Here is a 26,202-nt window from a genome sequence, read left to right as displayed (position 1 = left end):
TTACGACACTCAGTGCATCGCGTGCAGATACAGATACAGCGACGATGCCGCCACACCACCGACAAGCGGCCCAAGCACCGGAATCCACGCGTAGCGCCAGTCGCTGTCACGCTTGCCCGGGATCGGCAGCAGCGCATGCATGATGCGCGGCGAGAGATCGCGCGCCGGGCTCATGGCGTAGCCCGTGGGACCGCCCAGCGAAATGCCGATGCCGAGCACGAGCAGGCCAACGGGCAGCGCGTCGAGCGCGCCGAGCCCCACCTGCGGCGAAGCGAGATACAGCACGCCCAGAATCAGCACGAAGGTGCAGATGGCTTCGGTGATCACGTTGTGCCGCACGCTGCGGATCGCGGGCGCGGTGCAGAACACGGCGAGCTTGACGTCGGAGTCCGCTTCGTTCGCGAAGTGCTGGCGATAGGCGAGCCACACGAGGAACGCGCCGGCCATGCCGCCGAGCATCTGCGCGGCAATATAGCCGCCCACCTTCGACCAGGCGAACTTGCCCGCGAGCGCGAGGCTGATCGTCACGATCGGGTTCAGATGCGCGCCGCTATACGATGCGGTCACGTAGACGGCCACGAACACGGCCATCGCCCAGCCCATCACGATGACGATGAGGTCGGCGCCCTTGCCTTTGGTCTTCGCGAGCAGCACGTTGGCGACCGCGCCGTTGCCGAGCAGCACGAGAATGGCCGTGCCGATGAATTCAGCAATATAGGGTGACATTCGATTTGTCTCTCTTTCGACCCGGACCGGGCGCGCGCAGCCGATGCAATGCGGCTGCGCGGCCCGCCCGCGGATTATTGTGTTTTTAGGTTGAGATGCTTTTGCTGGTCGTCGTACTGCATTTACTGCGTGTCGTCGGCCCACGCCTTGGCGGCGCGCACCGCGCGCTGCCAGCCCGCGCGGCAGACGTCGACCTGCGAGGCCGGCATGGCGGGCGTGAAGCGCTTGTCCACGTGCCACTGGCTCTGCAACTCGTTCACGCTGTTCCAGTAGCCGGTGGCGAGGCCCGCGAGATAGGCGGCGCCCAGCGCCGTGGTTTCGGTAATCTGCGGACGCACCGCATCCACGCCGAGCAGGTCCGCCTGGAACTGCATAAGCAGGTTGTTCGCGCTCGCGCCGCCATCGACGCGCAGTTCGCCCACGCTGATGCCCGAATCGGCCTCCATGGCGGCGAGCACGTCGAGCGATTGATACGCGATCGAATCGAGCGCCGCGCGCGCCACGTGCGCCGAGGTCGTGCCGCGCGTCACGCCGAACAGCGAGCCGCGCGCATGTGCGTTCCAGTGCGGCGCGCCAAGGCCGGCGAAGGCGGGCACGAGATAGACGCCGTCCGTGTGCGGCACGCTCGCGGCGAGCGCTTCGACTTCCGCCGCGCTCTTGATGACGCCCATGCCGTCGCGCAGCCATTGCACCACCGCGCCCGCGATGAAGATGCTGCCTTCGAGCGCGTAGTTCACCTCGTCGCCAATCTGCCAGGCGATGGTCGTCACGAGATTGTTCTTCGACTCGATTGGCTTGGTGCCCGTGTTCATCATCAGGAAGCAACCCGTGCCGTAGGTGTTCTTCACCATGCCCGAGGCCGTGCACATCTGGCCAAACAGCGCCGCCTGCTGGTCGCCCGCGATACCGGCGAGCGGGATCTTCGAGGCAAACACCGTGGTCTTTGTCGGACCATATATTTCGGATGACGAACGGACTTCGGGCAGCATGCTGCGCGGAATGTCGAGCGCTTCGAGCAGCTCGTCGTCCCACTTGCGGGTGTGGATGTTGAAGAGCATCGTGCGCGAGGCGTTCGTGACGTCGGTCACGTGCAGCTCGTGCTTCGTGAAGTTCCAGACGAGCCAGCTGTCGACCGTGCCGAACGCGAGCTTGCCTTGCCGCGCCTTCTCGCGCGCGCCTTCCACGTTGTCGAGAATCCAGCGGATCTTGGTGCCGGAGAAGTACGAATCGATCGGCAGGCCGGTCTTCGCGCGCACCATGGCTTCGAGGCCCTGGTCCTTGAGCTGGTCGCAGAAGTCGGCCGTGCGGCGGTCCTGCCAGACGATGGCGTTATAGATGGGGTGTCCCGTCTCGCGATCCCAGACGATGGTGGTCTCGCGCTGGTTCGTGATGCCGATGGCGGCGATGTTGGTGCCGTTCAGGCCCGCGCGCGTGACGGCTTCGGCCGCCACGCCCGCCTGCGTCGACCAGATTTCCTGCGGATCGTGCTCGACCCAGCCCGGGCGCGGATAGATCTGTTCGAACTCCTTCTGGGCGATCGAGACGATCTGGCCCTGACGGTCGAACAGCATCGCACGCGAGCTCGTCGTGCCCTGGTCGAGCGCAAGAATGTACTGTTGGTCCTGCATGTCTCTCATCTCCGTCCGTAAGTCGTTGTGATGCGCGCCGCAAGGCACGGCGCGTGGGGGGTGCTGAATGTTCGTGACTTAATGCGCGTGACCCGATGCGCGCGATGCTCAGTGCGGCACCGCAGCCCGCGCGCGGCTAGCGGCAAACCACGATTCGAGCGCGGCCGTGACCGCGTCCAGCGTGCCCGGCGCCACATGCAGGCCGAGCTTCGAGCGGCGCCACAGCACGTCTTCGGCGCAGGTCGCCCATTCGGTATCGCGCAGATAGCGCAGCTCGGCTTCGTAGATGCCCGGCGCAATTTGCTCACCCAGTTCTTCGAGCGACGTAGCGCGGCCGATCAGGCGCTCGGCACGCGTGCCGTAAGCGCGCGCGTAGCGCAGCGCGAGCGGCGCGGGCAGCCAGGCGAAGCGTCGGGCGAAGGCTTCGGCGAAGGGCGCGAAGCGCGCGTTCGCGATGTCGCCGCCCGGTAGCGCTTCGCCCTCGGTCCAGCTGGGCGCATCGCTTCCCAGCACGCGGCACAGCATGTCGCCAGCCTCTTCCGCGAGCTTGCGGAACGTGGTGATCTTGCCGCCGAACACGGAAAGCAGCGGCGCGCCTTCGGCGTCGTCCATTTCCAGACGATAGTCGCGCGTGACGGCCGATGCGTTCTTCGCGCCCTCTTCCTCGAGCAGCGGACGCACGCCCGAGTAAGTCCAGTGCACGTCGGCGGGCGAGATCTTGCGCTTGAAATAGCGGTTGATGGACTCGCACAGATAGCGCGTCTCGTCGCCGTCGATCGACACCTTCGCGGGATCGTTGCGGTACTCGACATCGGTCGTGCCGATCAGCGTGAAGTCGTGCTCGTAGGGAATCGCGAAAATGATGCGCTTGTCCGGGTTCTGGAAGATGTACGCGTGATCGTGGTCGAAGAGCCGCTTCGTCACGATATGGCTACCCTTCACGAGGCGCACGCTATGCTGCGCGCCGCGCCCGAGCGCGCCGTGCAGCACTTCGCCCACCCACGGGCCCGCCGCATTGGCCACCGCGCGTGCGCGCACGTCGAAGGTGCTGCCGTCGGGCCGGCGCAGGATGGCCAGCCACTCGCCGTTCTTGCGCTGCGCGGAAACGAGCCTGGTGCGCGTGAGAATCTGCGCGCCGCGCTCCTGCGCGTCGAGCGCGTTGAGCACGACGAGGCGCGCGTCGTCCACCCAGCCGTCCGAATAGACGAAGCCGCGCCGGATGGTGTCGATGAGCGGCGCGCCCGCCGCGTGGCGGCGCATATCGATGCCGCGCGAGCCCGGCAACAGTTCGCGCTTCGCGAGGTGATCGTAGAGAAAGAGACCGATGCGGATCAGCCACGCGGGGCGCAGGTTGGGCATGTGCGGCATCACGAAACGCAGCGGCCACATGATGTGCGGCGCCGAGCGCAACAGCGTCTCGCGCTCCTGCAGCGCCTTGCGCACGAGGCCGAACTCGCGGTACTCGAGATAGCGCAGCCCGCCGTGAATCAGCTTCGTGCTGGCCGACGACGTATGCGAGGCGAGGTCGTCCTGCTCGCAAAGGAGCACGGAAAGCCCGCGCCCGGCCGCGTCGCGCGCGATGCCCGCGCCGTTGATCCCGCCGCCCACGACGAGCAGATCGTAGCGATTCTGTTGAGTCACCTGCGTTTCCTGATAGTGCTGGTAATTTGGGTAGTGGCCCCAAAACGAGCCCAAGCGTGAACCCGAAATGTTCGAATGCGAAATCTAACGAACAAAATCGAAAAAGTAAAGTTCGTTTTGGCGCCGTAGCGAGCAAGTCCGAAAAGAGGGCCATTCGGGAGCGAAAACGCCCGAAGTAAAGGGGGTTTTCCCGAAGTTTAGAGCAGGAACTCAGGTGGAGAGGGGGTCGGCGGGCTGCCCGTATGGGACAAAAACGAACGCAAAAATCTTCGAATGATGTTCGTATCGTTTTCGTTTTGGTGCGCGGATCGCTTCGCTTGATGCTCGAGCAGTATCGGCCCGCCAATTCGGCGAGCAGCCGGGAACGCCAGCCAGGGGCCGGCGCCAAGGGCCGGAATGTGAGCGAAAGGCTGAGGCGTGCCTAATCCGCGACGTACACGGCCGTTCCCGCCTGCGCCACCGTCTCACTCATTTCGGCGGGCAGCGGCTTGTCGGTGAAGAGGGCGTGGATCTGGCTCAGGTGCCCCTGGCGCACGAGCGCAGGCCGGCCGAATTTCGAATGATCCGTCACCAGATAAACGGTGCGCGCGTGCTGGATGATCGCTTCGGCCACGCGCACCTCGCGCGTGTCGAAGTCGCGCAGTGTGCCGTCGAGCTCGATCGCCGAGGTCCCGACGATCGCGTAGTCCACCTTGAACTGGCGGATGAAGTCGATCGTGAGCTCGCCCACGATGCCCTTGTCCCAGGGCCGCACGATGCCGCCCGTAATCAGCACCTCGCACTCGGGGTAGCCGCTCATCATGCTCGCCACGTTCAGGTTGTTCGTGATGACACGCAGGCCGCGATGGTGATTGAGCGCGCGCGCGACCTCCTCGGTCGTGGTGCCGAGGTTGATGAAGAGCGAGGCCTGATCGGGGATGTGCGAGGCGGCGAGCGCCCCGATGCGCCGCTTCTCCTCGTGGAACATCTGCTGCCGCGCGCTGTAGGAGACGTTTTCCGCGCTCGTGGGGAGGCTCGCGCCGCCATGGTAGCGGCGCAGGAGGTTCATGTCGGCGAGCCAGTTGACGTCGCGGCGGATGGTCTGCGGCGTGACGCCGAAGTGCGCGGCAAGATCGTCCACGGTCACGAAGCCGTCGCGCTGCACCCATTCGAGCAACTCCTGCTGGCGCGCGTTGAGGGTGAGGCGGGGGTCTCGTGTCATGATCTCGTAATGGGTGCGGATGGGGACTGGCACTATTGTAAGGGGTGCTGCGCCGGGCATCGTGCGCCCTGCAGCGGGCGTCCGTGCCCGGCGCGCCTCCTTCTCAGCACCATCCGAACGGTCGTACGGGGGTAAATACCGAGAAAATCCCTTCAGGCCGGAAAGCAATCAGAAGGCCACGCTTTCTTATACTTCCCCCCATTCCGGCAACCCGCCGGTCACGAGGAGTCACGCAGTCATGCTTTCCGGCGCCCAGCATCTCGGCCGCGCTCTACTGCTCTGCATCGCGCTTGGGGCCGCCCCGGTGGCGCGCGCCGAGCCGATCCGGCTGATGATGGGAGGCATGTCGAAGATCGTCTATTTGCCGGCCGTGCTCGCCTCGCAACTGGGCTACTTCAAGGACGAAGGGCTCGACGTGCAGGTGGTCTCGGGGCCCACGGGCATCGATACCTCGACGGAGCTGATCGCCGGCGCGATCGAAGGCGCGGTGGGCTTCTACGACCACACGCTCGACTTGCAAAGCCGCGGTCAGGACGTGCTCTCGGTGGTGGTTTTGCAGCGCGCGACGGGACTTGCCGAGCTCGCCTCGACGCGCCCGCAAGGCGGCCGCGAGCTGGCCGGCGCAGCCGCGATGAACGCGGCGCGCGGCAAGCGCCTCGGCGTGACGGGATTTGGCGCCTCCACGTGGATGATCACGCGCTTCCTGCTCGCCCGCGCGGGCGTCGCGCCCGGCGACTACACGGTCGTGCCGCTCGCGTCCGACACGCGCTTTGTCGAGGCCTTCGAGCAAGGCACGATCGACGCGGGCATGGTCGAGGAGCCCACGGCCACGCGTCTGTTGACGAGCGGCGCCGCCAGGGTGGTGGTCGACATGCGCACGGTCGAGCAGACGCAGCACTGGCTGGGCGGCCCGTATGCTGGCGCGTGCCTCTATCTGCGGCGCAGCTGGATGCTCGAGCACCGGCGCGAGACCGGGCAGATGGTGCAGGCGCTCACGCGCGCGCTGCGCTTCATCGGCACGCATTCGGCCGGGCAGATCGCCGCCGTGCTGCCGCCCGAGGTCGTCGGCAACGACCGCGCGGGTTACGTGCGCGCGCTGGCGTCGGCACAGAGCGGGTTCTCGCAGGACGGTCTGATGCCCGACGGCGCGCCGCAAACCGTGCTGAAGGTATTGATGACGGCAGGCTCGGGACTCACGGCCCGGCATGTCGATCTTTCGAAGACCTACACAAACGAATTCGTGAAGGGCTTGCAGTAGCGAAGCGCGCCCCGATCACTAACAGCCGCTTAATTTTCAACTGCGTTTCCAACCGCGTTTTCAACAGCGTTTTCACCCACGGATCAAGCCACGGCGAGCAGCATGGCAGCCCACACGGCCGCCGGGGTGCGCTCGTCCAACATGCAAGGATGTCCAACATGACTTCAGCCATCTCGGCCGCACCGGGAGAATCGAAAGCCCGCACCGTGTTTCGCGCGGTCAGCGGCAACTTTCTGGAAATGTACGACTTCATGGTGTACGGCTATTACGCCGCCGCCATCGCCAGCACGTTCTTTCCCGCCGGCAACGAATTCGCCTCGCTGATGCTCGCGCTCTCCGTGTTCGGCGCGGGCTTCCTGATGCGACCGCTCGGCGCCATCGTGCTCGGCGCATACATGGACCGTCATGGCCGCCGCAAGGGCCTGATTCTCTCGCTCTGGCTGATGGCAGTGGGCACGATGTGCGTGGCCTTCGTGCCCGGCTACGCCACCATCGGCCTGGCCGCCCCGGTCATCATCCTGATCGGCCGTCTGCTGCAAGGCTTCTCGGCCGGCGCGGAGCTCGGCGGCGTGTCCGTCTATCTCGCTGAAATCGCCACCAAGGGCAACCGGGGCTTCTACTGCTCGTGGCAGTCGGGCAGCCAGCAGGTGGCCGTGGTGTTCGCCGCGGCGCTTGGCGTGGTGCTGCACAGCCTCCTGCCCGCCCCCGAAATGAAGGACTGGGGCTGGCGCGTGCCGTTCGTGATCGGCTGCATGATCGTGCCCTTCCTGTTCTATATCCGCCGCACGCTGCGCGAAACCGAAGAGTTCACGGCGCGCCGCCATCACCCGAGCCTCGGCGAAATCACGCGCGCCATCGCGAGCAACTACGGCATCGTGCTCGCGGGCATGGGCCTCGTGATCATGACGACGACCTCGTTCTACCTGATCACCGCCTACACCCCCACCTTCGGCAAGGTCGAACTGAACCTCTCGTCGCTCGACGCGCTGCTCGTGACCGTCTGCGTGGGCGTCTCGAACTTCATCTGGCTGCCGATCGCCGGCGCCGTGTCGGACCGCGTCGGCCGCGCGCCCGTGCTGATCGCCTGCACCGTGCTCGCCATCCTCAGCGCGTATCCGGCCATGCGCTGGCTCGTGGGCGCCCCCTCGTTCGCGACGCTGCTGGTCGTGGAACTGTGGCTTTCGACGCTCTATGCGTGGTACAACGGTGCGATGGTCGTCGCGCTGACCGAGCTGATGCCGGTGCACGTGCGCACCACGGGCTTTTCGATGGCCTATAGCCTCGCCACGCTCGTGGGGGGCTTCACGCCGGCGATCTCCACGTGGCTCATTCACGTCACCGGCGACAAAGCCGCGCCGGGCGCATGGCTGAGCATCGCCGCCGCGTGCGGCCTGGTGGCGACACTGTTCCTGTACCGCACGCGTGTCGCACGCGAACAGTACAAGACCGCCTGATAGTGCAATCGCAAGGCCGGCTGACCGGACTGGAAAAGGCATGAGACTGCTGCTCGTCGAAGACAACGAACAACTCGCGCATTGGCTCGTCCGCACGTTGACCGATGACGGTTTCATGCTCGACCACGTAGGCGACGGCGAAGCGGCCGAAGACGCGCTGCGCGCCTCGCCCTACGACGTTGTGCTGCTCGACCTGAATCTGCCGCGCATGTCGGGCAAGGCGCTGCTGCGCCGCATGCGCTCGCGCGGCGACGCCACGCCCGTGCTGATCCTCACGGCCACGGGCGCCATCGACGAAAAGGTCGTCTGCCTGGGCGCCGGCGCCGACGATTACATCGTCAAGCCCTTCGACGCGCGTGAGCTGGTGGCGCGCGTGAAGGTGCTGGCGCGCCGCCAGGCGCCCTCGCGCACGAACCGCGTGCGCTGCGGCAACCTGCTCTACGACATGGACACGCTGCGCTTTTACGTGGACGAGGAGCCACTCACGCTCACGCCGCGCGAGCACACCGTGCTGGAGACGCTGATCCTGCGCGCGAAGAAGACCGTATCGAAGGCGGCGCTCGCGGAATCCGTGAGCGATGCCGACGCGCCCACCAGCGAAGACGCCATCGAGATTTACGTCTCGCGGCTGCGCAAGAAACTCGAGAAGAGCACGGCAACCATCATCACGCTCAGAGGGCTGGGCTACCTGCTCGAAGATGCCGAAGCCGAAGAATAGCCCGACCGAAAAGCCGAGGCGCTGGCCGACCAACAGCCTGCGCGTCCGGCTTCTCCTCTGGCTCGTGCTGCCGATGACGGTATTCATCGCGGCGGCAGGGTTCATCACGCGGGGCAACGCATGGCGCACGGCGAACCTGCTCCAGGACGATGCATTGCTCTCGGCGGCGCGCGTGATGGCGGGCGACATCGGCTGGGAAGGCAACGACCTGAGCGCATCGGTTTCGCCGAGCGCCATCGAGATTCTGCGCACGCCCCACCGCGACCAGGTGTTCTTTCGCGTCCAGGAGATCGGCGGCCCCATCATCGCGGGCACCTCCGATTTTCCGCAGCACATTCCCGAGATCTCCCCCCAGTGGTACGACGCCCAGGTGAGCGGCATGCCCATCCGCGCGGTCTCGCTGATCCGCGAAATGTACGACGCGGGCGCGACGCGCCGCGTGATCGTCTCGGTGGGCCGCACGCTGCACGAGCGCGACGCCATGGTCGCCGCGCTCTGGCGGCCCCAGATGTTCTATTTCGCGGCCATCGTCACGGTGGCCGTCGTGCTCGTGTGCATCGCGCTCACGCTCGAATTGCGGCCGCTCACGCGGCTCGCGCGCGGGCTCCCGCAACGCGTGCGCACGTCTTCGGTGCGCATCGACGTCGAGCCGCTGCGCAGCGAGCTGCGCCCGATCGTGAGCGCGTTCAACGAGTGCCTCGACATCATCGAGCGGCAAACCGCGATGCAACGGCGCTTTGTCGCCGACGCCGCGCATCAGTTGCGCACGCCGCTCACGCTGCTCGGCACGCAGCTCCAATATGCGCGCCGCCAGCAAGATCCCGCGCTGCTTCACGAGACGCTCAAGGCGATGCATCAGAGCAACCGCTCGCTCGTGGGGCTCACCAATCAATTGCTGACGCTCGCGCAAGCCGAAGCGGCGGACTACACGCAATTCGAAGGCGTGAGCGTGGACATGCGCGCGGTGGCGACGGGCGTGATCGAGCAGCTCGCACTGCTTGCGCAGCGCCGGCGCGTGGAGCTCGTGGCCACGCTCGCCGAACACGCCGAAGTCATGGGCAACGAACAGTTGCTCTCGGTGCTCGTGTTCAATCTCGTCGATAACGCCATCCGCTACTCGCCCGAGGGCGGTGCGGTCATGGTGACGCTCGCCGCAGCGGCGGAGGGCGTCACGTTGAGCGTCGCCGATGAGGGCGCGGGCATCGCCCAGGAACTGCGCGACAAGGTTTTCGAGCCGTTTTTCAGGGCATCGACGCAGCCTGGAAGCGGCCTCGGGCTCGCGATCGTGCGCGAGATCGCGCGCGCGCATCGGGCGGAAGTGAGGCTCGAGAACGGCGAGGACGGCTGCGGGACGATGGCGGTCGTGCAGTTCGCGCCCGCATGACGCGGGTTCAGTGCAGTCGTTCCTGGCCGCCCTACTTCATTACGCTGACGCGGTGCCCTCCAGCCAGAACTTGAGGTCGGCCTGCGTGGACGCCTGCTCGCGCCGCGCCTGCCACGCGCCCGTGGTATCGAGCCAGTCGGCTGCCGTGGCCGCTTGCTTGCTCCCCTGCCTGCCCGCCGTGGCCCGCGTGGCCATGTCGTGCTGATACGCGGGCCAGCGATAATGCGCGTAGACGCTCATGCAGTTCACCGCATAGGCGCGGGCAAGCTCTGGACAGTTCTCGAGGATCAGCAGGTTCTCGTCGTTCTTGCGGCTCGCCGTGGCGGAGAGATTGTGCGAGCCCGTCACCACCACGGGCCGCGCGCCAAACGGATCGATCACGATCACTTTCGAATGCGTGATGGCATACCCCATGCCGCTCAGAAATTCCTGCCGCGTGAACGTCGCGAGAAAATCGCCCACGGGGCTCACGCCCTGCGGTTGAACGATATCGTAGGAGTACTGCTTGAAATCCGAAGAGGTGAGCAGCTGGAATGTCGCTGAGCGGTCGTTCTGCTTGCCCAGAGGCAGCGTGCTGACGACGCCGCGAACGTAAATCCCCTTCTTCTGCATCTTGATGATCGAATCGAGCGGCTCCTGGCCCGGCATGAACATCACGAAGAGAATGCCTTGCTGGGCGGCATTCACGAGGTCGATCAGATTGGCAATGTCGGGGCCGCCCGAGCCGCCCTTCTGCGATTTGATCGGCGTAAACCAGACGCGCGCGGCCGGTGGGCTCGCGAGGTTCGCACGTTGCTTCGCGCCAGTGGTCGCGCCGTTATCCGCACCGTTGTCCGCACCGGCGAGCGGGATCGGGCCGTGCACTGTGGCGTCGCCGCTCACGAGCGAAGCCGGGAAGGTGTTTCCCGCCGCGGCCAGCTCGTGCCAGTGGTCGAAATAGAACGCGGCTAGCGCGACGTTCTGCACGGCAATGCCGTTGTTGACCTGCGTATGCAGGCCCGTGAGCGTCCAGTTCGTGCTGCCCGTCCAGACGCCCGTCGGCTTGCCGTTCTCGCAGACCACGACGAACTTGTTGTGAGCCAGCGCCTCGGGCGCCGTCATGCGCCGGTGCAAGTCGACTTTGCCGGCGAGCCGGGCCGCCGCGGCCTGGTTCTCGTCCTCGCCGGCGTGCTTGACCGAGCCGTTAGCAAGAATGACGTGCGCGCGCTCGCCGACGGCAATCAACCCTTCGATCAGGTCGTCGAGATCCAGCTCGAAGAGCGCGCAATACAGCTCGATGGACGTGTCCTGTTGTGCACGCTGCAGGATCCCGCGAATGGCCTTGCCCAATTCGCCGGTCAGGAACTGCATGAGCGGCCCGCCGACAACGCTCGTCAAGTTGCGCTTGAGCTCGGGCACCGTGGTGAGATTGTGTTCCTTCGCGTACCGCGCGACGAACTGCGACAGAATCATGCCGCGATTGAAGAAGGCCGCCGTACCCGCATCCGCCTGCGGCGAGAGCACCACCCAATCCGACCAGCCGCTCGAATCGCCGCGCTGTAGCGCGCCGGGCGAGCCTGTCATTGCCGTGACGCGGAACGAGACCCGCGTGCCGACCAGAATCGAATGCGCGGTCCAGGTGTAGGTTTGCAGCGGCCATTCGATGCTGGGCCTGGTCTCGCCGGTCGTCGGCTTGTCCTGCTCGAAACCCTTGAGATTCGAAATGGCCTCGATCTTGCCGCTTGCGTCCTTCACCTCGATTGCGAACCCCAGGCAACCCGCTATCGCGCCGTCTGCTGGGCTCGTCACCCGCCACGCCAGAAATACGTCGTTGCAGTTGGCATGGCATCGCAACTCGATCGTCATCGGTTTCGCTCCTGGGGGTAGTCCATTGCGCGGCATCTCGCCGGGCTTTGCGCTCACATGATCGCATGCAGCATCGGCACGGTGCCGCGCGGGTTTGCGTTGTGTTTCAAGGTCGCGCAATGAGACGAATGTCACGCCATCGTCATGCCAAGGCGCTACGCGGCTCGTGCGGATATGAACGTTTGCTCAGTCCGGCTGATCGCCGAACAGGAGTCGCTGCGCAAGCTTGCGGACGGGCAGATCCGAGGCCTGCGTGCCGCCGGGAGGATAGTCCAGTTGCCAGACGCGGTCGAAAGCCTGTTCGGGCCAAGGATCCTGCGGCGGCTGCCCACCGAGACTCTGCGTGAGCGCGGGAATATGGCCGTGATGCCAACAGATCAGCAACACCTTTCCTTCATATTTACCGTCTGAAAGGATCTTGTTGGCGAGCGTGGCATAGTCCGCATCCGCGATATCGGCCTTGATGTCGAGCTTCAAGGCTTGAGCAAGCGGCGTAATGGTTTCGACTGGACGATCGCTGTGCTTCGACGCGGCTGCCGCGAACAGCGCGTGCGGCTTGAGAAACGTGGCGGGAAAATACGGCGCCAGCGCCGCTGCGCGTTCGTATCCGCGCGTCGAAAGATGGATACCGTCGTGCTGCGAATCCGAAGCGGGACTGCCGGGCTTTTCCGCGTGCCGGATGATAAAGATGGTTTTCGGGTAGGTTCTTCCGTTCATTCTCGCCCTCTCGGATGGCATCCTTTGTGCGCGCGCACGGGCGCAATGCTCATACCCGGCGTCAACGTCCGTGTTTGACCCGTTTGGGCGTCGAGGGTTTCGGATGCCTGGCGCCGTTCACCCGCAAAACGTCAGGCCGGAAAGCAAGGCCAGCAACGCGGAAGGCGTGAGATACCCCCAAAACGCGAACATCGCCAGCGCCGCCAGGGCTGCGCATGCTGCCGTCGCGGCGATCGTGCGCACCGCGCTTACGTGCCGTGCGCCCGCGCGGCCACGCTGCCGATTCGCGCTCACGCGGCCTGCACGCCCTGCATGGCGACGCGATCGACACGCCGGTCGTCGATCGGCAAGTGCAGCAGCCCCGAAATCATGCCGAGCGCGATCGAGCCGTGCCAGAGCATCGCGTAGGAATGCGTAGCGTCGTATACCACTGCACCGAGCCACACACCGAAAAACCCGCCGAGCTGGTGCCCGAAGAACACGAAGCCGAACAGCGTTGCGATGTAACGCACGCCGAACACCTGCGAAACCAGCCCGTTCGTGAGCGGCACGGTGCCAAGCCAGGTGAGACCCATGACGAACGCAAAAACGTAAAGACTCGCGGGCGTGAGCGGCAACGTCACGAACAGCGCCATCGCGCCGGCGCGCACGAAGTAGATGCCCGAAAGCAGATATTTGCGGCGCAAGAATCCGCCCGCATAGCCGCACAGGAAGGTGCCGACCGTATTGGCCAGCGCGATGATTGCGAGCGCCATGCTGGCCTGACGCGCGCTCATGCCTCTATCGAGCAGCCATGCGGGCATGTGCGTGCCGATGAAGGCGAGCTGGAATCCGCACGAAAAGAAGCCGAGATTGAGAAGCCAGAAGCCACGATGCGAGAGCGCCTCCTTCACGGCGGCGCGCACGGTTTCGCTTGCGCCGGCCTCGCTGCCGTGCGCTGCCGGCCGGTCGCGCAGCCACGCGGCAAGCGGCGCGATCGCAAGCATCACGGCGGCCAGCACGCCAATGGCTGCCGCCCAGCCGATCGAGCCGATCATGTCTTGCGCGAACGGCACCATGCAGAACTGCCCGAATCCGCCGATCATCCCGGCCATCCCTAGCGCCCAACTTCTCCGCTCTGCCGGAAACAGGCGCGAGAGTGCGCCATACACGGCGCCGAACGCCGTGCCCGAAAGCGCGATGCCCACCAGCACGCCTACGCCGAGCGTATAAACGCCGACCGTAGCCGCGTGCGCCATGATGGCGAGGCCGAGCGCATAGAGCAGCATGCCCGCGAAGATCACGCGCGCCGAGCCATAGCGGTCGGCAATCATGCCGGTGAGCGGCTGGGCGAAGCCCCACAGCAGGTTCTGCAACGCGAGCGCGAAACCGAACGTTTCGCGCGACCAGCCCCGGTCGAGCGTCACCGGCAGCAGGAAGAGTCCCTGCACGTTGCGCACACCCAGTGCCGCCCCCATCACGATGCCGCCCGCGACCACCAGCAGCCAGCGCCGCCGCCATGCCTCATCGGTTGATGTCACCGCCGCACTCCTTTGTCGGGCGCGGCCCGTCCGGCGTGCCGCGCACGCCTGGCAAACTGAGCCGCCATGTGCGCAGTAAAGCGCGTGCGGCCAGCAGCGCTCAAGTGAGTTTTTGGCGGCTTTCGCATGCGCCACACGCATGCGAGCGACCCGCAGCGGCAGACTGGGCGGCTCAGGCCGTAACGGATGAGGTTGTGCCGGCGGCGTCCGAGCGCGCTTCGTCCAGCATCCATTCGACGACCGCGGCCACGTCCGCACGCGGCGCCTCATCGGCCTGGCACAACCAGTAGGCGTAGCCGGTCGGGCGCCGCGGCCCCGTCTCGCCAACCGCGACGAGCCGACCGTCAGCCAGCATCGGCCCGACGAGCGCGAGGCGGCCGAGTGCGATGCCGCGCCCCGCGAGCGCTGCCTGGATCACCTGGTCGTAGTGGTTGAAGCGCAGAACACCGCGCGCCTGCTGTTCCTCGAGGCCGAGCTCGTGCAGATGATCGGGCCAGCGCAACATCGGACGGCGCGGGCCGTCGAATTCGAGCAATACGTGACGCGCGAGCGTGGCGGCGTCGAGCACGGCGATGCTGAGCGACGGATGCGCCACGGGAACGACGAATTCCTCGTAGAGCCGGTGCGCCATAGGCGGCGCGCCGCTCGCGCTCGCGTAGCGCACCGCGAGGTCGATGCCTTCGGCGCGCAGGTCGAGCACCTTGTCCGTCGCCGCCACCCGCAGGTCGATGTCGGGGTGCCGCTGCTGCAGGGCGCCCAGGCGCGGCAGCAGCCACAGCCCCGCCACGCCGAGGCTCGCCGTAATCGTCACGGGCTGGCGCGCACCGGGCTGCATGAGCGCGTCCACCACTTCCTGCAATTGCTGGACCGCGCCTTCGGCGGCGCGAAAGAGGCGCTCGCCTTCGGGCGTGAACGAGATCGAGCGATAGCCGCGATTGAGCAGACGCACGCCCAGCATCGTTTCGAGGGCGTTGATCTGGCGGCTGACCGCGGACTGCGTGAGGCACAGGTCATCGGCGGCGAGCGTGATGCTCATGCGGCGCCCGACCGCGACGAAGCCGCGAATGAAATCGAGCGACGGAAGTTTGACGAGCGGGACTGACATGCGCCTTCCTCATGCGAGCGATGCAAGAAGATTGATTGAGCCCATCGCCAAGGTCAAGTGAAATGCAGTGCAGAGCCATCGCGCGAACGGTTTGCGGCGCTCTGCGCAAGGCGCAATCCACTCACGAGACCTATGCATACGCACACCGCCGAACAGCCACCGGCTGCCGCCCAGGAATGCGAACCATTGGAGCCCCAGCCGGTCACGCTAACGGCCGACGATGGCTATCCCCTTGGCGGCTTCGTCTGGCGCCATCGCAAACCGCCTGCTCACGGCGCGCCACGCCCTGTTGTTATCGTCAACGCGGCGACCTCGGTACGCTGCCGCTACTATTTCCGCTTTGCCGCCTGGTTGCATCGGCACGGCTGGGATGTGATCGTCTACGACTATCGTGGCATCGGCGAATCGCGGCCCGCAAAACTCGCGGCGCTCGACGCCAGTTGGCTCGACTGGGGCGAGCGCGATTTCGAGGCGGTGCTGCGCTACGCGCATAAGGCCTTCGCGGGCCAGCCGATCGACGTGGTCGGGCACAGCATCGGCGGCTTCGTGATCGGGCTCGCGCCGTCGAACACCCTGATCCGCCGCGTGTTCACAATGGGAGCGCAGTACGCGCACTGGCGCGACTACGCGCGGCGCAGCAGGCCCGCGATGCTATGGAAATGGCACGTGGTCATGCCCGCGCTCACGAGGCTCTACGGCTATTTTCCCGCCGGCCGGCTGGGCTGGATGGAGGACACGCCGCGTGGCGTCGCGCTTGCGTGGAGCCGCAGCCGCGCACGCTTCGAGGATACGTATCGGCATGCGCCCATCGCGCGCGGGGTGGCACAACGGCAAGCGCTCGCGAGCCGCTTCTCGGCGCTGCATGCACCGATCCTCGCGGCAAGCGTGACCGACGACGCATTCGGCACGGTTGCCGCCATCGAGCGGCTGCTCGGCTATTTCACCCACAGCGACACCCTCCATCTGCGGATTGCGCCCGCGGCGATCGGTGCCGGAAGCATCGGCCATTTCGCGTTCTTCCACAGCCGCTTCGAAACCGGCCTGTGGCCAATCGCACTCGGCTGGCTGCGCACCGGCCAGCTCGGGCCGTCGACACCCGGCGCCATCGTTTCTTCGAGCCGCGTACTCGGCTGAGGTACCGCCCTGACGCGTACGGACGACCCGGCGTGCCCGATCCGCCTATACTCGCAAATCACCGGCTCACGTCGATCCCGCGCCCTCCGAGGACCCCATGAACACCTCATTCGAGCACCGCTACGCATACACCAACGGCATTCGCATGCACTACGTCGAGTATGGCGAGGGGCCGCTCGTGCTGCTCTGTCATGGCTGGCCGGAGTCCTGGTACTCATGGCGCCATCAAATCGAAGCGATCGCCGCCGCCGGCTACCGCGTGGTCGCCCCCGACCAGCGCGGCTACGCAGACACGGAAGCGCCGCTCGAAACGGCTTCGTACGACATCGCCAACCTGACGGGCGACCTGGTCGGACTCGTCAACGCGCTCGGCGAAACGCAGGCGATTCTCGTCGGCCACGACTGGGGCTCGATCGTCGTGGCCACCGCCGCGTTGCTGCGGCCCGACATGTTCCGCGCGCTGGCGCTCCTCAGCGTGCCCTACTTGCCACGCGGACGCATTCGCCCGGCTGTGCATCTGCAGACGAGCGCCGTCGACAAGCATTTTTATCAGGAGTACTTCCAGCAGCCGGGCCGGGTCGAACGCGAGCTGGAAGAAGATATCCGCCGCTCGCTGCTCGGCATCTACTACACGGCGGCGGGTGAAAGCCGGCGTCATCCTGAACATCGGCACAAGGGTTTCATCGGCTTCGACAAGAACGCGCGCTTTGTCGACAGCCTTGCGTATCCCGACACGCTGCCGGCGTGGCTAGCGGCAGCCGATCTCGACGTTTTTGCCGCGCAGTTCACGAAGAGCGGGTTTCGCGGCACGGTCGACTGGTATCGCAATCTCGACCGCAACTGGGCGCTCACGCCATTTCTGGACGGCGCGCGCATCCTTCAACCCACGCTGTTTGTCGCGGGTGAAGTCGACGGCGTCATTCATATGACGGCGAAGGCCTACGAGCGTCTGGAGAGCAACGTGCCGCGTCTTACGAAGAAGGTGCTCATACCAGAAGCCGGCCACTGGATTCAACAGGAGCGGCCGGACGAAGTCAACGCGTTGCTGCTCGAGTTCCTCCGCGATCCGGCCGTGCAGCGCGACAGCGCTTGAAACGGCCTTGAAGCGCGGCCCGGGCGCACTCAGCGCGCGCCGGCGAGCGACCGGCCCGCATCCCCATATGCGGCACCCGCATGCTGGTGAAGCCAGCGGATCATGTCCGAGTGCTTCACCACACCGATCAGCCGCCGCGTGTCGTCGAGGACCGGTATTTCGTAGCATGCGTGATCGGCAAAGATCGACGCGAGGTGGGCGAGCGGCGTGGCGCGGTGCGCCGCCTGAACACCCGATGCCATGACGGCTTCGACCGTCTCCTCCACTTGCACGGTCTTGCGCCACAACCCGCGCCACAACCCGCGCCATAGCCCGCGCGCGAATCCCGCTCGCCGCCCGTTCGCCAGTTCGTGATGCGTCACCGTGCCCACGAGGCGATGCGCGCCATCCACCACCGGCAACGCATGGACGCCATGACGGCACAGCGTCTCCCACGCGGCATGCCTGCCCATCGTAAACGGCACGGCGTGATCCGCGCTCGACATGAATTCCTCGCACGTGAGCGCATCGAACGCATCGGCCGACAAGCGCTGCGGGTCGGCACCCACGTTCGACCGTTGCACCGACCGCACCGCTGCACCCGATGTCCCAGCCGCTGCGCTCGCCTGCGCAGCCGATCGCCAGGCGGCGCGCGGATACCGGTGCCCCGTGAGCGCATGGAAGACCAGCGCCGCGCTCAGCAAGGCTAACGACTGGAACACGATGGGCACCGCCACGAAGCGAAAGCCGAGCGCATGCACCGCCGGCCCGCCGAGCACGGCGGTCAACGCGACGGCGCCCGAAGGCGGATGCACGCAGCGGCACAGGAACATCGCGCTGATTGCAAGCGCGACCGCCACGGCGGCGGAGAGCACGGGCGTCGAAATCCACTGCGCGCAGGCCACACCGACTACCGCCGAAACGAGATTACCCCCCAAGATGGACCACGGCTGCGCGAGCGGGCTTTCGGATGCGCCGAACAACAGCACGGCCGAGGCCCCCATGGGCGCGACGAGCATCGGAATGTCGCCCGCGCTGCCGAACAGCAGATGCGTGGCGATCCCCGTGAACGCGATGCCGAGCAAAGCGCCCACGGCGCGACGCATGCGCTCGCGCCACTCGGGCGCGCCGGGATGCGGGATGAAATTCGTCAACCAGTCGTGGAGTGCGAGGCGGGGCATGGGCGTCGGCGCGTTTGGGGTGGACTGCGCGCCGCGCGAGCCCTTGCCGCAGGCCCGCGCAGCGCCTCAGGCGATTTGCGTCCGTTGAGGTTACCCAGGCGCTTCCAGGAACAACAATTGAGAATTCTTCGCTCATATATAATTCATTCTGTATGCATCTTTCTTGGCACCCTGCCCTTGAGCAAAGCATCCTGGCTCCGATATTTTCATTCGCATTCCTGATTGGATTGTATTCTCGACCTCCCGAGCAATAATCGGCTGGTGAGTCATTCAATTCCAGCAATGAAACCGACTTGTCAGCCACGGGCGATTCACGCGCCGCGTGGGAGCGGCACATGACATCGATGTCATGAAACAACGCGTGTGCATGGCCTGTTACAGAAGCCCCGCCTCGCAGCTTGTCACGCAATTGCACACGCGCCTCGCGATTTTCTAAATTAGTTTTCATGTTGAGTGAGCGCCAACTTAAAACACCGATGCCGGTCCGGAACCGATAATTCCCTCCAGTTTCAGCATTGCGAGGAACGTAACATGCACAAGCCGATGTCGGTCGAACTCATCAACGAATATGGCGAGCACGCGGTGCGCGTGAACGTCGACGGGCACGCCGCACTGCTCGACGCGCTCGAGGTGGACGCGCTCATCGAAGAGCTCGGCAAGCTGCGCGCAACCATGCGCCCCGCCGTGCCCGAGCAGCCCCTGCGCACGCATCAATACGTGCTCGAAATCGACCCGTGCTGGTACACCGAGCGCAATCCGCTGTTCGACGGCGCAGTGGTATTCCTGCGCCATACCGGCCTCGGCTGGGCCGGCTTCGCGATTCCCACCGAGAGCATCCATCGCCTCAAGGAAGCGTTGAGCGCGCATGAAGCTGCCGCGAAACGCGAGGCGCACCACCTGCCGGTGCACGCGTTGCCCAACTAGGCCACCGAACCCGGCCACTTGAAGCGCCGGCACCCGGCGCCGGGCGCCCAGCAAGCGCTCCACTCGTGAATTCAGGCTCGCGCGCAAGCGCGGAGCGGGCCAGCGCGTCACGCGAAAAGCGTGCGCCGCGCCCGCTCGTCCCTTCCCTTCAGGGCGTCTTGCGCGCGGCCCTGAGCTTTTCGCCCTCACCGGCACGGACTCGTCACATGAACCAGCTACAAGCCATGCGCGTCTTCACGCGTGTCGTCGACCTGAGCAGCTTCAGCCTCGCGGGCAAGCAGCTCGGCATGTCCGCCGCCGCCGTCACGCGCAGCGTCGGCATGCTCGAAGCGCATCTGAACATGCGCCTGTTGAACCGCTCCACGCGCAGCCTCTCGCTGACCGAGGCCGGCCGTCTTTACCTGGACGGCTGCCGGGCCGTGATCGAGAAGCTCGACGAAGTGGAGTCCGAACTCGTGCGCGCCACGCGCGACCCGAGCGGCGTGCTGCGGATCGCGGCGCCTTCGGTTTTCGCGAGCGGCGCGCTCACCGCGTTGCTGGGCGCGTACCGCGACGTCAACCCGCGCGTGGACTTCGACGTCACCGCCTACGACAGCCATATCGACATGATCGAGGGCGGCTTCGACGTGTCCTTCGCCACCGACCGCCAGCAGGTGAACGCTTCGCTCGTGAGCCGCAAGCTCACTTCGGTGAAGGAGATCGTCGTGGCCGCGCCTGGCTACCTCGCGCGCAAAGGCGTGCCGCGCACGCCCGCCGATCTCGCGCAGCACGATTTGCTCGCCGTCTCCGACTCGCCGCGCAACTGGGAATTCGCCAACGCCGAAGGCCTGCAGCGCGTGAACGCGAACGGCCCGCTCACCGCGAGCGGCTACGCCACCGTGCGCGCCGCGGCGCTCACCGACATGGGCATCGCGCTCCTGCCGCTCCCGCTCGTGGCCGACGACATCGCGCGCGGCACCTTGCTGCCCGTGCTCAACACCTTCGACGTGAACGGCGGCATGCAGCACGTCTCGATCGTGTACTCCGGCCGCAACTACCTCACGATGAAAGTGCGCAGCTTCATCGACTTCGCCGTCGAGCAGTTCCGCGCGCATTCCGCGCATGCGGTCAATGGCGCGCACAGCGCGCCGGTCGCGCTGCGCGCCGTCGCGTGACGCGCATGTCGCATGACGCGCATGTCGCATGACACGCTAGATCTTTGTTTCACCGTCAAGACACCTGGAAGGCCATGCCCAGAATACTGACCATCGAAGACGACGCCGCCACGGAGCAAAGCGTCGTCCCCACGCTCGCCTCGACCGGCTTTACCGTGGACGTTGCCCGCTCCGGCCGCGAGGGCATCGCCATGGTGATGGCCGGCGACTATGACGTCGTCGCGCTCGAGCGGCGCCTGCCCGATCTCGACGGCCTCACCATCGTCACCACCATGCGCGGCGTGGGCATCGAAACGCCCGTGATCGTCATGAGCTCGACCACCGGCGTGGAAGAGCGCATCCAGGGCCTGCGCGCCGGCTGCGACGACTATCTCACGCGGCCCTTCTCCATCGACGAAATGTCGGCACGCGTCGAGGCGCTCGTGCGGCGCCGCACGCGCCCCGTGGCCGCGGAAACCGTGCTGCGCGTGGGGCCGCTCGAACTCGACCTCGTCAAGCGCAAGCTCACCTGCCGCGATACGGTCCTGCGGCTGCGGCCCACCGAGTTGCGCGTGCTGGAATTCATGATGCGCCACGCGGGCCAGGTGCTCACCCGCACGATGATTTTCGAAGGCGTCTGGGGCGGCCGGTTCGACCCCGGCACCAACCTCGTGGACGTGCACGTGGGGCGCCTGCGCAACCGCGTCGATACGCCGGGCCAGCCGTCGCTGATCCGCACGATACGCGGCTCGGGCTATCTGCTCGGCTGACCTATCCGAGACGTTTGCAAGCAAAGGTTCCCCTTTGTCACTTCGTAGTCCTTTTTGTTAAAAAATCCCGCTGCAGACTAAAACTTGTTTCATCTGCCTGGTTGCTGGACGTTAGACCGCGCCGGCCACAATACCGGCGTCGGTTTCCCGAATGTTCTCCCGTACTTTTCAGGCTTTATTTTCGCGCCACACCGGCGCACCAGTACGCCGCGGGAACCGGCGCCGATGTTCTGAACGGAGCCCCTTCTGATGTTGAAAATCGTCCGGCTGGCCTTGAACCGTCCGTACACGTTCATCGTGCTGGCCCTCCTGATCCTGATCGCGGGCCCGCTCGCTGCGTTACGCACGCCCACCGATATCTTTCCGGATATCCGCATTCCCGTTATCAGCGTCGTCTGGAACTACGCGAATCTTTCGCCCGACGATATGTCGGGCCGTATCGTCACCTATTACGAGCGCACGCTGGGCACGACCGTCAACGACGTTGCCCACATCGAGTCGCAATCGTTCCGTGGCTACGGCATCGTGAAGATCTTTTTCCAGCCGGACGTGGATATCCGCACGGCCACGGCGCAGGTGACCTCGGTCTCGCAGACCGTGCTCAAGCAGATGCCGCCCGGCACCACGCCGCCGCAGATCCTCAACTACAACGCGTCCACGGTGCCGGTGCTGCAGCTCGCGCTCACGAGCAACAAGCTCAACGAGCAACAGCTTGACGACTACGCGGCCAACTTCATCCGTCCGCAACTGCTTTCGGTGCCGGGCGTGGCCATTCCCACGCCGTACGGCGGCAAGGTGCGCGAGGTGCAGATCGACCTCGACCCGCAGGCGCTGCAGGCGAAAAAGCTCTCGCCGCAAGACGTCGCGGACGCGCTCGCGCAGCAGAACCAGATCATTCCGGCAGGCACGCAGAAGATCGGCCGCTTCGAGTACAACATCACGCTGAACAACAGCCCGCGCTCGATCGCGTCGATCAACGACCTGCCGATCAAGACCGTGAACGGCGCCGTGATCTATATGCGCGACGTCGCCCACGTGCGCGACGGCAATCCCCCGCAAACGAACATCGTGCGCGTGGATGGCCATCGCGCCGTGCTCATGTCGATCCTGAAGAACGGCTCGGCCTCCACGCTCGACATCGTCTCGGGCGTGAAGGCGAAGCTGCCGCTCATCGAGCAGTCGCTGCCGCCTAGCCTGAAGCTCGTGCCGCTCTCCGATCAATCCGTGTTCGTGAAAGCGGCCGTGAGCGGCGTCGCGCGCGAAGGCATCATCGCCGCCGCGCTCACCTCGGCCATGATCCTGCTGTTCCTCGGCAGCTGGCGCTCGACGCTCATCATCGCGGCTTCGATTCCGCTCGCCGTGCTTGCCGCCATCGCGGGGCTGGCCGCGTGCGGCGAAACCTTGAACGTGATGACGCTGGGCGGCCTTGCGCTCGCGGTGGGTATCCTCGTCGACGACGCGACCGTCACCATCGAGAACATCAACTGGCACCTCGAGCAGGGCAAGGACGTGAGAAGCGCGATTCTCGACGGCGCCGCGCAGATCGTCATGCCGGCGCTGGTTTCGCTGCTCTGTATCTGCATCGTGTTCGTGCCGATGCTGCTGCTCGACGGCATTGCGCGCTTCCTGTTCGTGCCGATGGCCGAGGCCGTGATCTTCGCGATGATCGCCTCGTTCATTCTCTCGCGCACCTTCGTGCCGATGATGGCGGGCTATCTGCTCAAGCCGCACGCCTCGCAGGGGCATGCGTCGGGCGAACTCGCCGCGCTGATGGCGCCGCACGGCGCACACGATCACGTCGTGCGTTCGCGCAACCCGCTCGTGCGCTTTCAACGCGGCTTCGAGGCGCGCTTCGAGCGCGTGCGTGCCGGCTATCGCGCCGTGCTCGGCCTCGCGCTCATGCATCGCAAGCGCTTTATCGTGGGCTTCCTCGTCATCGTGATGGCGTCGTTCGCGCTCGTGCCCTTCCTTGGCCGCAACTTCTTCCCGAATATCGATTCGGGCGAGATCGAGATTCACGTGCGCGCGCCCATCGGCACGCGCGTGGAGGATACCGCCGACCTGTTCGACCATATCGAAGACACCGTGCGCGAGGCGATTCCCGCCGATCAGCTCACGAGCATCATCGACAACATCGGCCTGCCCAATAGCGGCATCAACCTCACGTACAACAACAGCGGCACGATCGGGCCTCAAGACGGCGACATCATGATTTCGCTCGCCAAGGACCACGCGCCCACGGCGCAGTACGTGAAGGCGCTGCGCACGCAACTGCCGCGTCTGTTCCCGGGCACGACGTTCTCGTTCCTGCCGGCGGACATCGTGAGCCAGATCCTGAACTTCGGCGCGCCCGCGCCCATCGACGTGCAGGTGAGCGGCCCGAACATGCGCGCGAACCAGCAGTACGCCAACGAACTGCTGCACCGCGTGAGCAAGATCCCGGGCATTGCCGATCCGCGCATCCAGCAAGCCTCGACGTATCCGCAGTTTTCCGTGGCCGTGGACCGCTCGCGCGCCGACGAGCTCGGCATCACCGAGCAGGACGTCACCAATTCCGTGGTGGCCACCCTCTCGGGCACGAGCCAGGTGTCGCCCACGTTCTGGCTCAATCCGAAGAACGGCGTGTCGTATCCGATCGTCGCGCAGACACCGCAGTACCGCATGTCCACGCTCTCCGACCTGCAGAACCTGCCGGTCACGGACAAGAGCGGCGCCTCGCAGATTCTCGGCGGCATCGCCACCATCACGCGCGGCGTGAGCGACGCCGTGATCTCGCACTACAACATCGAGCCGCTCTTCGACATCTACGCGACCACGCAAGGCGCCGACCTGGGTTCGGTGTCCTCGCAGATCCAGAAGGCCATCCACGCCACCGCGAAGGACGTGCCCAAGGGCTCCACGGTCACGATGCGCGGCCAGGTGCAGACCATGAACACCGCGTTCACGGGCCTGCTGCTCGGTCTCGCGGGTGCGGTGCTGCTCATCTATCTGCTGATCGTCGTGAACTTCCACTCGTGGGCCGACGCGTTCGTGATCGTGTGCGCGCTACCCGCCGCGCTCGCGGGCATCGTATGGATGCTGTTCACCACGCACACACCGCTCTCGGTGCCGGCGCTCACCGGCGCGATTCTCTGCATGGGTGTGGCCACCGCGAACGCCATTCTGGTGGTCTCGTTCGCGAGAGAGCGCCTCGCGGTCACCGGCGACGCCATGCGCGCCGCGCTCGAAGCGGGCTTCACGCGCTTTCGCCCGGTGCTCATGACCGCGCTCGCCATGATCATCGGCATGGCGCCGATGGCGCTCGGTCTCGGCGACGGCGGCGAGCAGAACGCACCGCTTGGCCGCGCCGTGATCGGCGGCCTGATCTGCGCGACCTGCGCCACGCTCCTGTTCGTGCCCGTGGTGTTCAGCCTCGTGCATCGCCGCGACGGCCGTGGCGGTCAAGACGACGCCGACGGCCAGGCCACGCCCAGCGATTCCCATCATCCGGATCAACTTGCCCTTGAGGAAGAATCCCATGTCTACTGAAGTCGACATCGCCCCGCCGCAAGCGCTTCGCCACCTGAAGGCCGTCGCCGCCGTGGCGCTGCTGGTCGCCACCGGCATCGTCTCCGGCGGTCTCTTCAGCCGCGTGCATGCGCATCAGGAACTGACGTCCTGGACCGACGCCCAGGCCGTGCCCACCGTCGCCACGGTCATGCCCGAGCCCACGCCCGCTTCGCAGCCGCTCGTGCTGCCGGGGCACCTCGCCGCCTATATCAACGCGCCCATTTACGCGCGCGTCTCCGGCTATCTGCATGCGTGGTATGCCGATATCGGCACGCATGTGAAAGCGGGCCAGCTGCTCGCCGTGATCGACACGCCCGATCTCGACCAGCAATTGCAGCAGGCGCGCGCCGATCTGCAGAACTCGATTGCCAACGAGAAGCTCGCGGCCACCACCGCGAAGCGCTGGACCGAGATGCTCAAGCAGGACTCGGTCTCGCAGCAGGACGCCGACGAAAAGACCTCGGACCTGATCGCCAAGCAGGCGACCATGGAGGCCAACGAGGCGAACGTGCGCCGCCTCGAAGCGCTCGAATCGTTCAAGCGCCTCACGGCGCCGTTCGACGGCGTGGTCACGGCGCGCAAGACCGACGTGGGCGCGCTCATCGATGCGGGCAGCGGCAGCGGCCCCGAGCTCTTCACGGTCTCCGACGCGAGCCAGCTGCGCGTCTACGTGAGCGTGCCGCAAAGCGACGCCGCCTCGATCAAGCCCGGCATGCACGCCACGCTCACGGTGCCCGAGCGGCCCGGCATGACGTTCGACGCGAAGCTCGTGGACACCGACCAGTCGATTTCGCAGGCCTCGGGCACGATGCTCGTGCAGCTCGCCGTCGACAACAAAGCGGGGCTGCTGTTCCCGGGCGAGTACACGGAGGTGCATCTCAACCTGCCCGGCGACGCACACGCGCTCTTCGTGCCCGCGAGCGCGCTGATCTTCCGCTCGCACGGCATGCAGGTCGCGGTGGCCGGTCCCGACCATCGTGTGCAGTTGCACGACGTGACGATCGGCACCGATCTCGGCACGCGCGTGGAAATCACCGAAGGCCTGAAAGCGGGCGAGCCCGTGATCGACAATCCGCCCGATTCGCTCACGAACGGCGACGTGATCCGGCTCGCGGCCACCGCCGCGACGAACGCGCCCCACGCAGCAGTGGCCAACGCGTCAGCAAGCACGCCCACGCACGCGGCAACGAAAACGGCCTCGGCCAGTCCCGCGCAGAATCCGGAGCGTGCGCATGGCTAAGC

Annotated in this window: 20 protein-coding genes; 11 read left to right on the top strand and 9 right to left on the bottom strand. The window is 66.0% G+C overall.

All coding sequences use genetic code 11. The annotated features are described in order from the left end of the window. Positions 1 to 9: 9 nt before the first annotated feature. The 4 genes from BO1_RS29055 to BO1_RS29040 form a co-directional block, all read right to left on the bottom strand. Positions 10 to 726, bottom strand: a complete 717-nt coding sequence (locus tag BO1_RS29055; protein ID WP_028220554.1) for an MIP/aquaporin family protein — start codon at positions 724 to 726, stop codon at positions 10 to 12. A 122-nt stretch (positions 727 to 848) separates the two neighbouring features. After that, positions 849 to 2,354, bottom strand: a complete 1,506-nt coding sequence (gene glpK / locus BO1_RS29050) for a glycerol kinase GlpK (RefSeq protein WP_028220553.1) — start codon at positions 2,352 to 2,354, stop codon at positions 849 to 851. A 108-nt stretch (positions 2,355 to 2,462) separates the two neighbouring features. After that, a complete protein-coding gene (glpD, locus tag BO1_RS29045) occupies positions 2,463 to 3,995 on the bottom strand; it encodes a glycerol-3-phosphate dehydrogenase (RefSeq protein ID WP_028220552.1) in 1,533 nt (510 codons plus the stop codon). Positions 3,996 to 4,416: 421 nt separating this feature from the next. Continuing rightward, positions 4,417 to 5,196, bottom strand: coding sequence for a DeoR/GlpR family DNA-binding transcription regulator (locus BO1_RS29040; protein ID WP_028220551.1), 780 nt, complete (start codon positions 5,194 to 5,196; stop codon positions 4,417 to 4,419). 238 nt (positions 5,197 to 5,434) lie between these two features. On the opposite strand from BO1_RS29040, the gene BO1_RS29035 reads away from it, so the two are divergent. The 4 genes from BO1_RS29035 to BO1_RS29020 all read left to right on the top strand — a co-directional run bounded on the left by BO1_RS29035 (position 5,435) and on the right by BO1_RS29020 (position 10,010). Beyond that, entirely contained in the window at positions 5,435 to 6,454 is a 1,020-nt protein-coding gene (locus BO1_RS29035; protein WP_028220550.1) for an ABC transporter substrate-binding protein, read from the top strand. Positions 6,455 to 6,603: 149 nt separating this feature from the next. Next, on the top strand, positions 6,604 to 7,908 hold the full coding sequence (tcuC, locus tag BO1_RS29030; RefSeq protein ID WP_167338403.1) for an MFS transporter: 1,305 nt from the start codon (positions 6,604 to 6,606) through the stop codon (positions 7,906 to 7,908). A gap of 40 nt (positions 7,909 to 7,948) precedes the next feature. Beyond that, entirely contained in the window at positions 7,949 to 8,626 is a 678-nt protein-coding gene (locus BO1_RS29025) for a response regulator transcription factor (RefSeq protein WP_028220548.1), read from the top strand. After that, positions 8,607 to 10,010, top strand: a complete 1,404-nt coding sequence (locus tag BO1_RS29020; protein WP_043287028.1) for a sensor histidine kinase — start codon at positions 8,607 to 8,609, stop codon at positions 10,008 to 10,010. The genes BO1_RS29025 and BO1_RS29020 overlap by 20 nt, the downstream gene beginning before the upstream one ends. A gap of 39 nt (positions 10,011 to 10,049) precedes the next feature. Here the strand turns inward: BO1_RS29020 and BO1_RS53195 are convergent, their stop codons facing one another. The 4 genes from BO1_RS53195 to BO1_RS28995 all read right to left on the bottom strand — a co-directional run bounded on the left by BO1_RS53195 (position 10,050) and on the right by BO1_RS28995 (position 15,197). Then, the gene (locus tag BO1_RS53195) at positions 10,050 to 11,855 is read right to left on the bottom strand and encodes a phospholipase D-like domain-containing protein (RefSeq protein ID WP_052409632.1); all 1,806 of its coding nucleotides are present in this window, start codon (positions 11,853 to 11,855) and stop codon (positions 10,050 to 10,052) included. 186 nt (positions 11,856 to 12,041) lie between these two features. Beyond that, complete coding sequence (locus tag BO1_RS29010) at positions 12,042 to 12,572, bottom strand: histidine phosphatase family protein (protein ID WP_245643928.1); 531 nt, start codon at positions 12,570 to 12,572, stop codon at positions 12,042 to 12,044. A gap of 290 nt (positions 12,573 to 12,862) precedes the next feature. After that, the gene (locus tag BO1_RS29000) at positions 12,863 to 14,092 is read right to left on the bottom strand and encodes an MFS transporter (protein WP_028220545.1); all 1,230 of its coding nucleotides are present in this window, start codon (positions 14,090 to 14,092) and stop codon (positions 12,863 to 12,865) included. Between the two features lie 172 nt (positions 14,093 to 14,264). Further along, positions 14,265 to 15,197 (bottom strand): LysR substrate-binding domain-containing protein, encoded by a 933-nt coding sequence (locus tag BO1_RS28995; protein WP_028220544.1) that lies wholly within the window; start codon positions 15,195 to 15,197, stop codon positions 14,265 to 14,267. 132 nt (positions 15,198 to 15,329) lie between these two features. On the opposite strand from BO1_RS28995, the gene BO1_RS53190 reads away from it, so the two are divergent. Both BO1_RS53190 and BO1_RS28985 read left to right on the top strand, forming a co-directional pair. Continuing rightward, positions 15,330 to 16,331 (top strand): alpha/beta hydrolase family protein, encoded by a 1,002-nt coding sequence (locus BO1_RS53190; protein WP_043287024.1) that lies wholly within the window; start codon positions 15,330 to 15,332, stop codon positions 16,329 to 16,331. 97 nt (positions 16,332 to 16,428) lie between these two features. Beyond that, the gene (locus BO1_RS28985) at positions 16,429 to 17,424 is read left to right on the top strand and encodes an alpha/beta fold hydrolase (RefSeq protein WP_028220543.1); all 996 of its coding nucleotides are present in this window, start codon (positions 16,429 to 16,431) and stop codon (positions 17,422 to 17,424) included. A 29-nt stretch (positions 17,425 to 17,453) separates the two neighbouring features. On the opposite strand, the gene BO1_RS53185 is transcribed toward BO1_RS28985, so the two are convergent. Continuing rightward, positions 17,454 to 18,584, bottom strand: coding sequence for an HPP family protein (locus BO1_RS53185; RefSeq protein ID WP_043287020.1), 1,131 nt, complete (start codon positions 18,582 to 18,584; stop codon positions 17,454 to 17,456). A 531-nt stretch (positions 18,585 to 19,115) separates the two neighbouring features. Between BO1_RS53185 and BO1_RS28975 the strand changes: the two genes are divergently transcribed. The 5 genes from BO1_RS28975 (at position 19,116) to BO1_RS53170 (ending at position 26,200) form a co-directional block, all read left to right on the top strand. Then, positions 19,116 to 19,508: a hypothetical protein gene (locus tag BO1_RS28975; protein ID WP_028220542.1), complete on the top strand. Its 393-nt coding sequence runs from the start codon at positions 19,116 to 19,118 to the stop codon at positions 19,506 to 19,508. Between the two features lie 206 nt (positions 19,509 to 19,714). Continuing rightward, positions 19,715 to 20,662, top strand: a complete 948-nt coding sequence (locus BO1_RS53180; protein WP_043287016.1) for a LysR family transcriptional regulator — start codon at positions 19,715 to 19,717, stop codon at positions 20,660 to 20,662. A 74-nt stretch (positions 20,663 to 20,736) separates the two neighbouring features. Beyond that, positions 20,737 to 21,411 (top strand): response regulator transcription factor, encoded by a 675-nt coding sequence (locus tag BO1_RS28965; RefSeq protein ID WP_028220541.1) that lies wholly within the window; start codon positions 20,737 to 20,739, stop codon positions 21,409 to 21,411. Between the two features lie 249 nt (positions 21,412 to 21,660). After that, positions 21,661 to 24,939: an efflux RND transporter permease subunit gene (locus tag BO1_RS53175; RefSeq protein ID WP_043287013.1), complete on the top strand. Its 3,279-nt coding sequence runs from the start codon at positions 21,661 to 21,663 to the stop codon at positions 24,937 to 24,939. Continuing rightward, positions 24,929 to 26,200 carry an efflux RND transporter periplasmic adaptor subunit gene (locus BO1_RS53170; RefSeq protein WP_043287010.1) on the top strand — a complete coding sequence of 424 codons (1,272 nt, stop codon included), beginning with the start codon at positions 24,929 to 24,931 and terminating at the stop codon, positions 26,198 to 26,200. Before BO1_RS53175 ends, BO1_RS53170 begins: the two co-directional genes overlap by 11 nt. Positions 26,201 to 26,202: the final 2 nt, after the last annotated feature.

This window comes from Paraburkholderia oxyphila NBRC 105797 (genome assembly GCF_000685075.1).
In the GTDB taxonomy this organism is placed as follows: Bacteria; Pseudomonadota; Gammaproteobacteria; order Burkholderiales; family Burkholderiaceae; genus Paraburkholderia; species Paraburkholderia oxyphila.
Note: the sequence above shows the minus strand (reverse complement) of the source record. Positions and strands in the feature narration are given on the sequence as shown.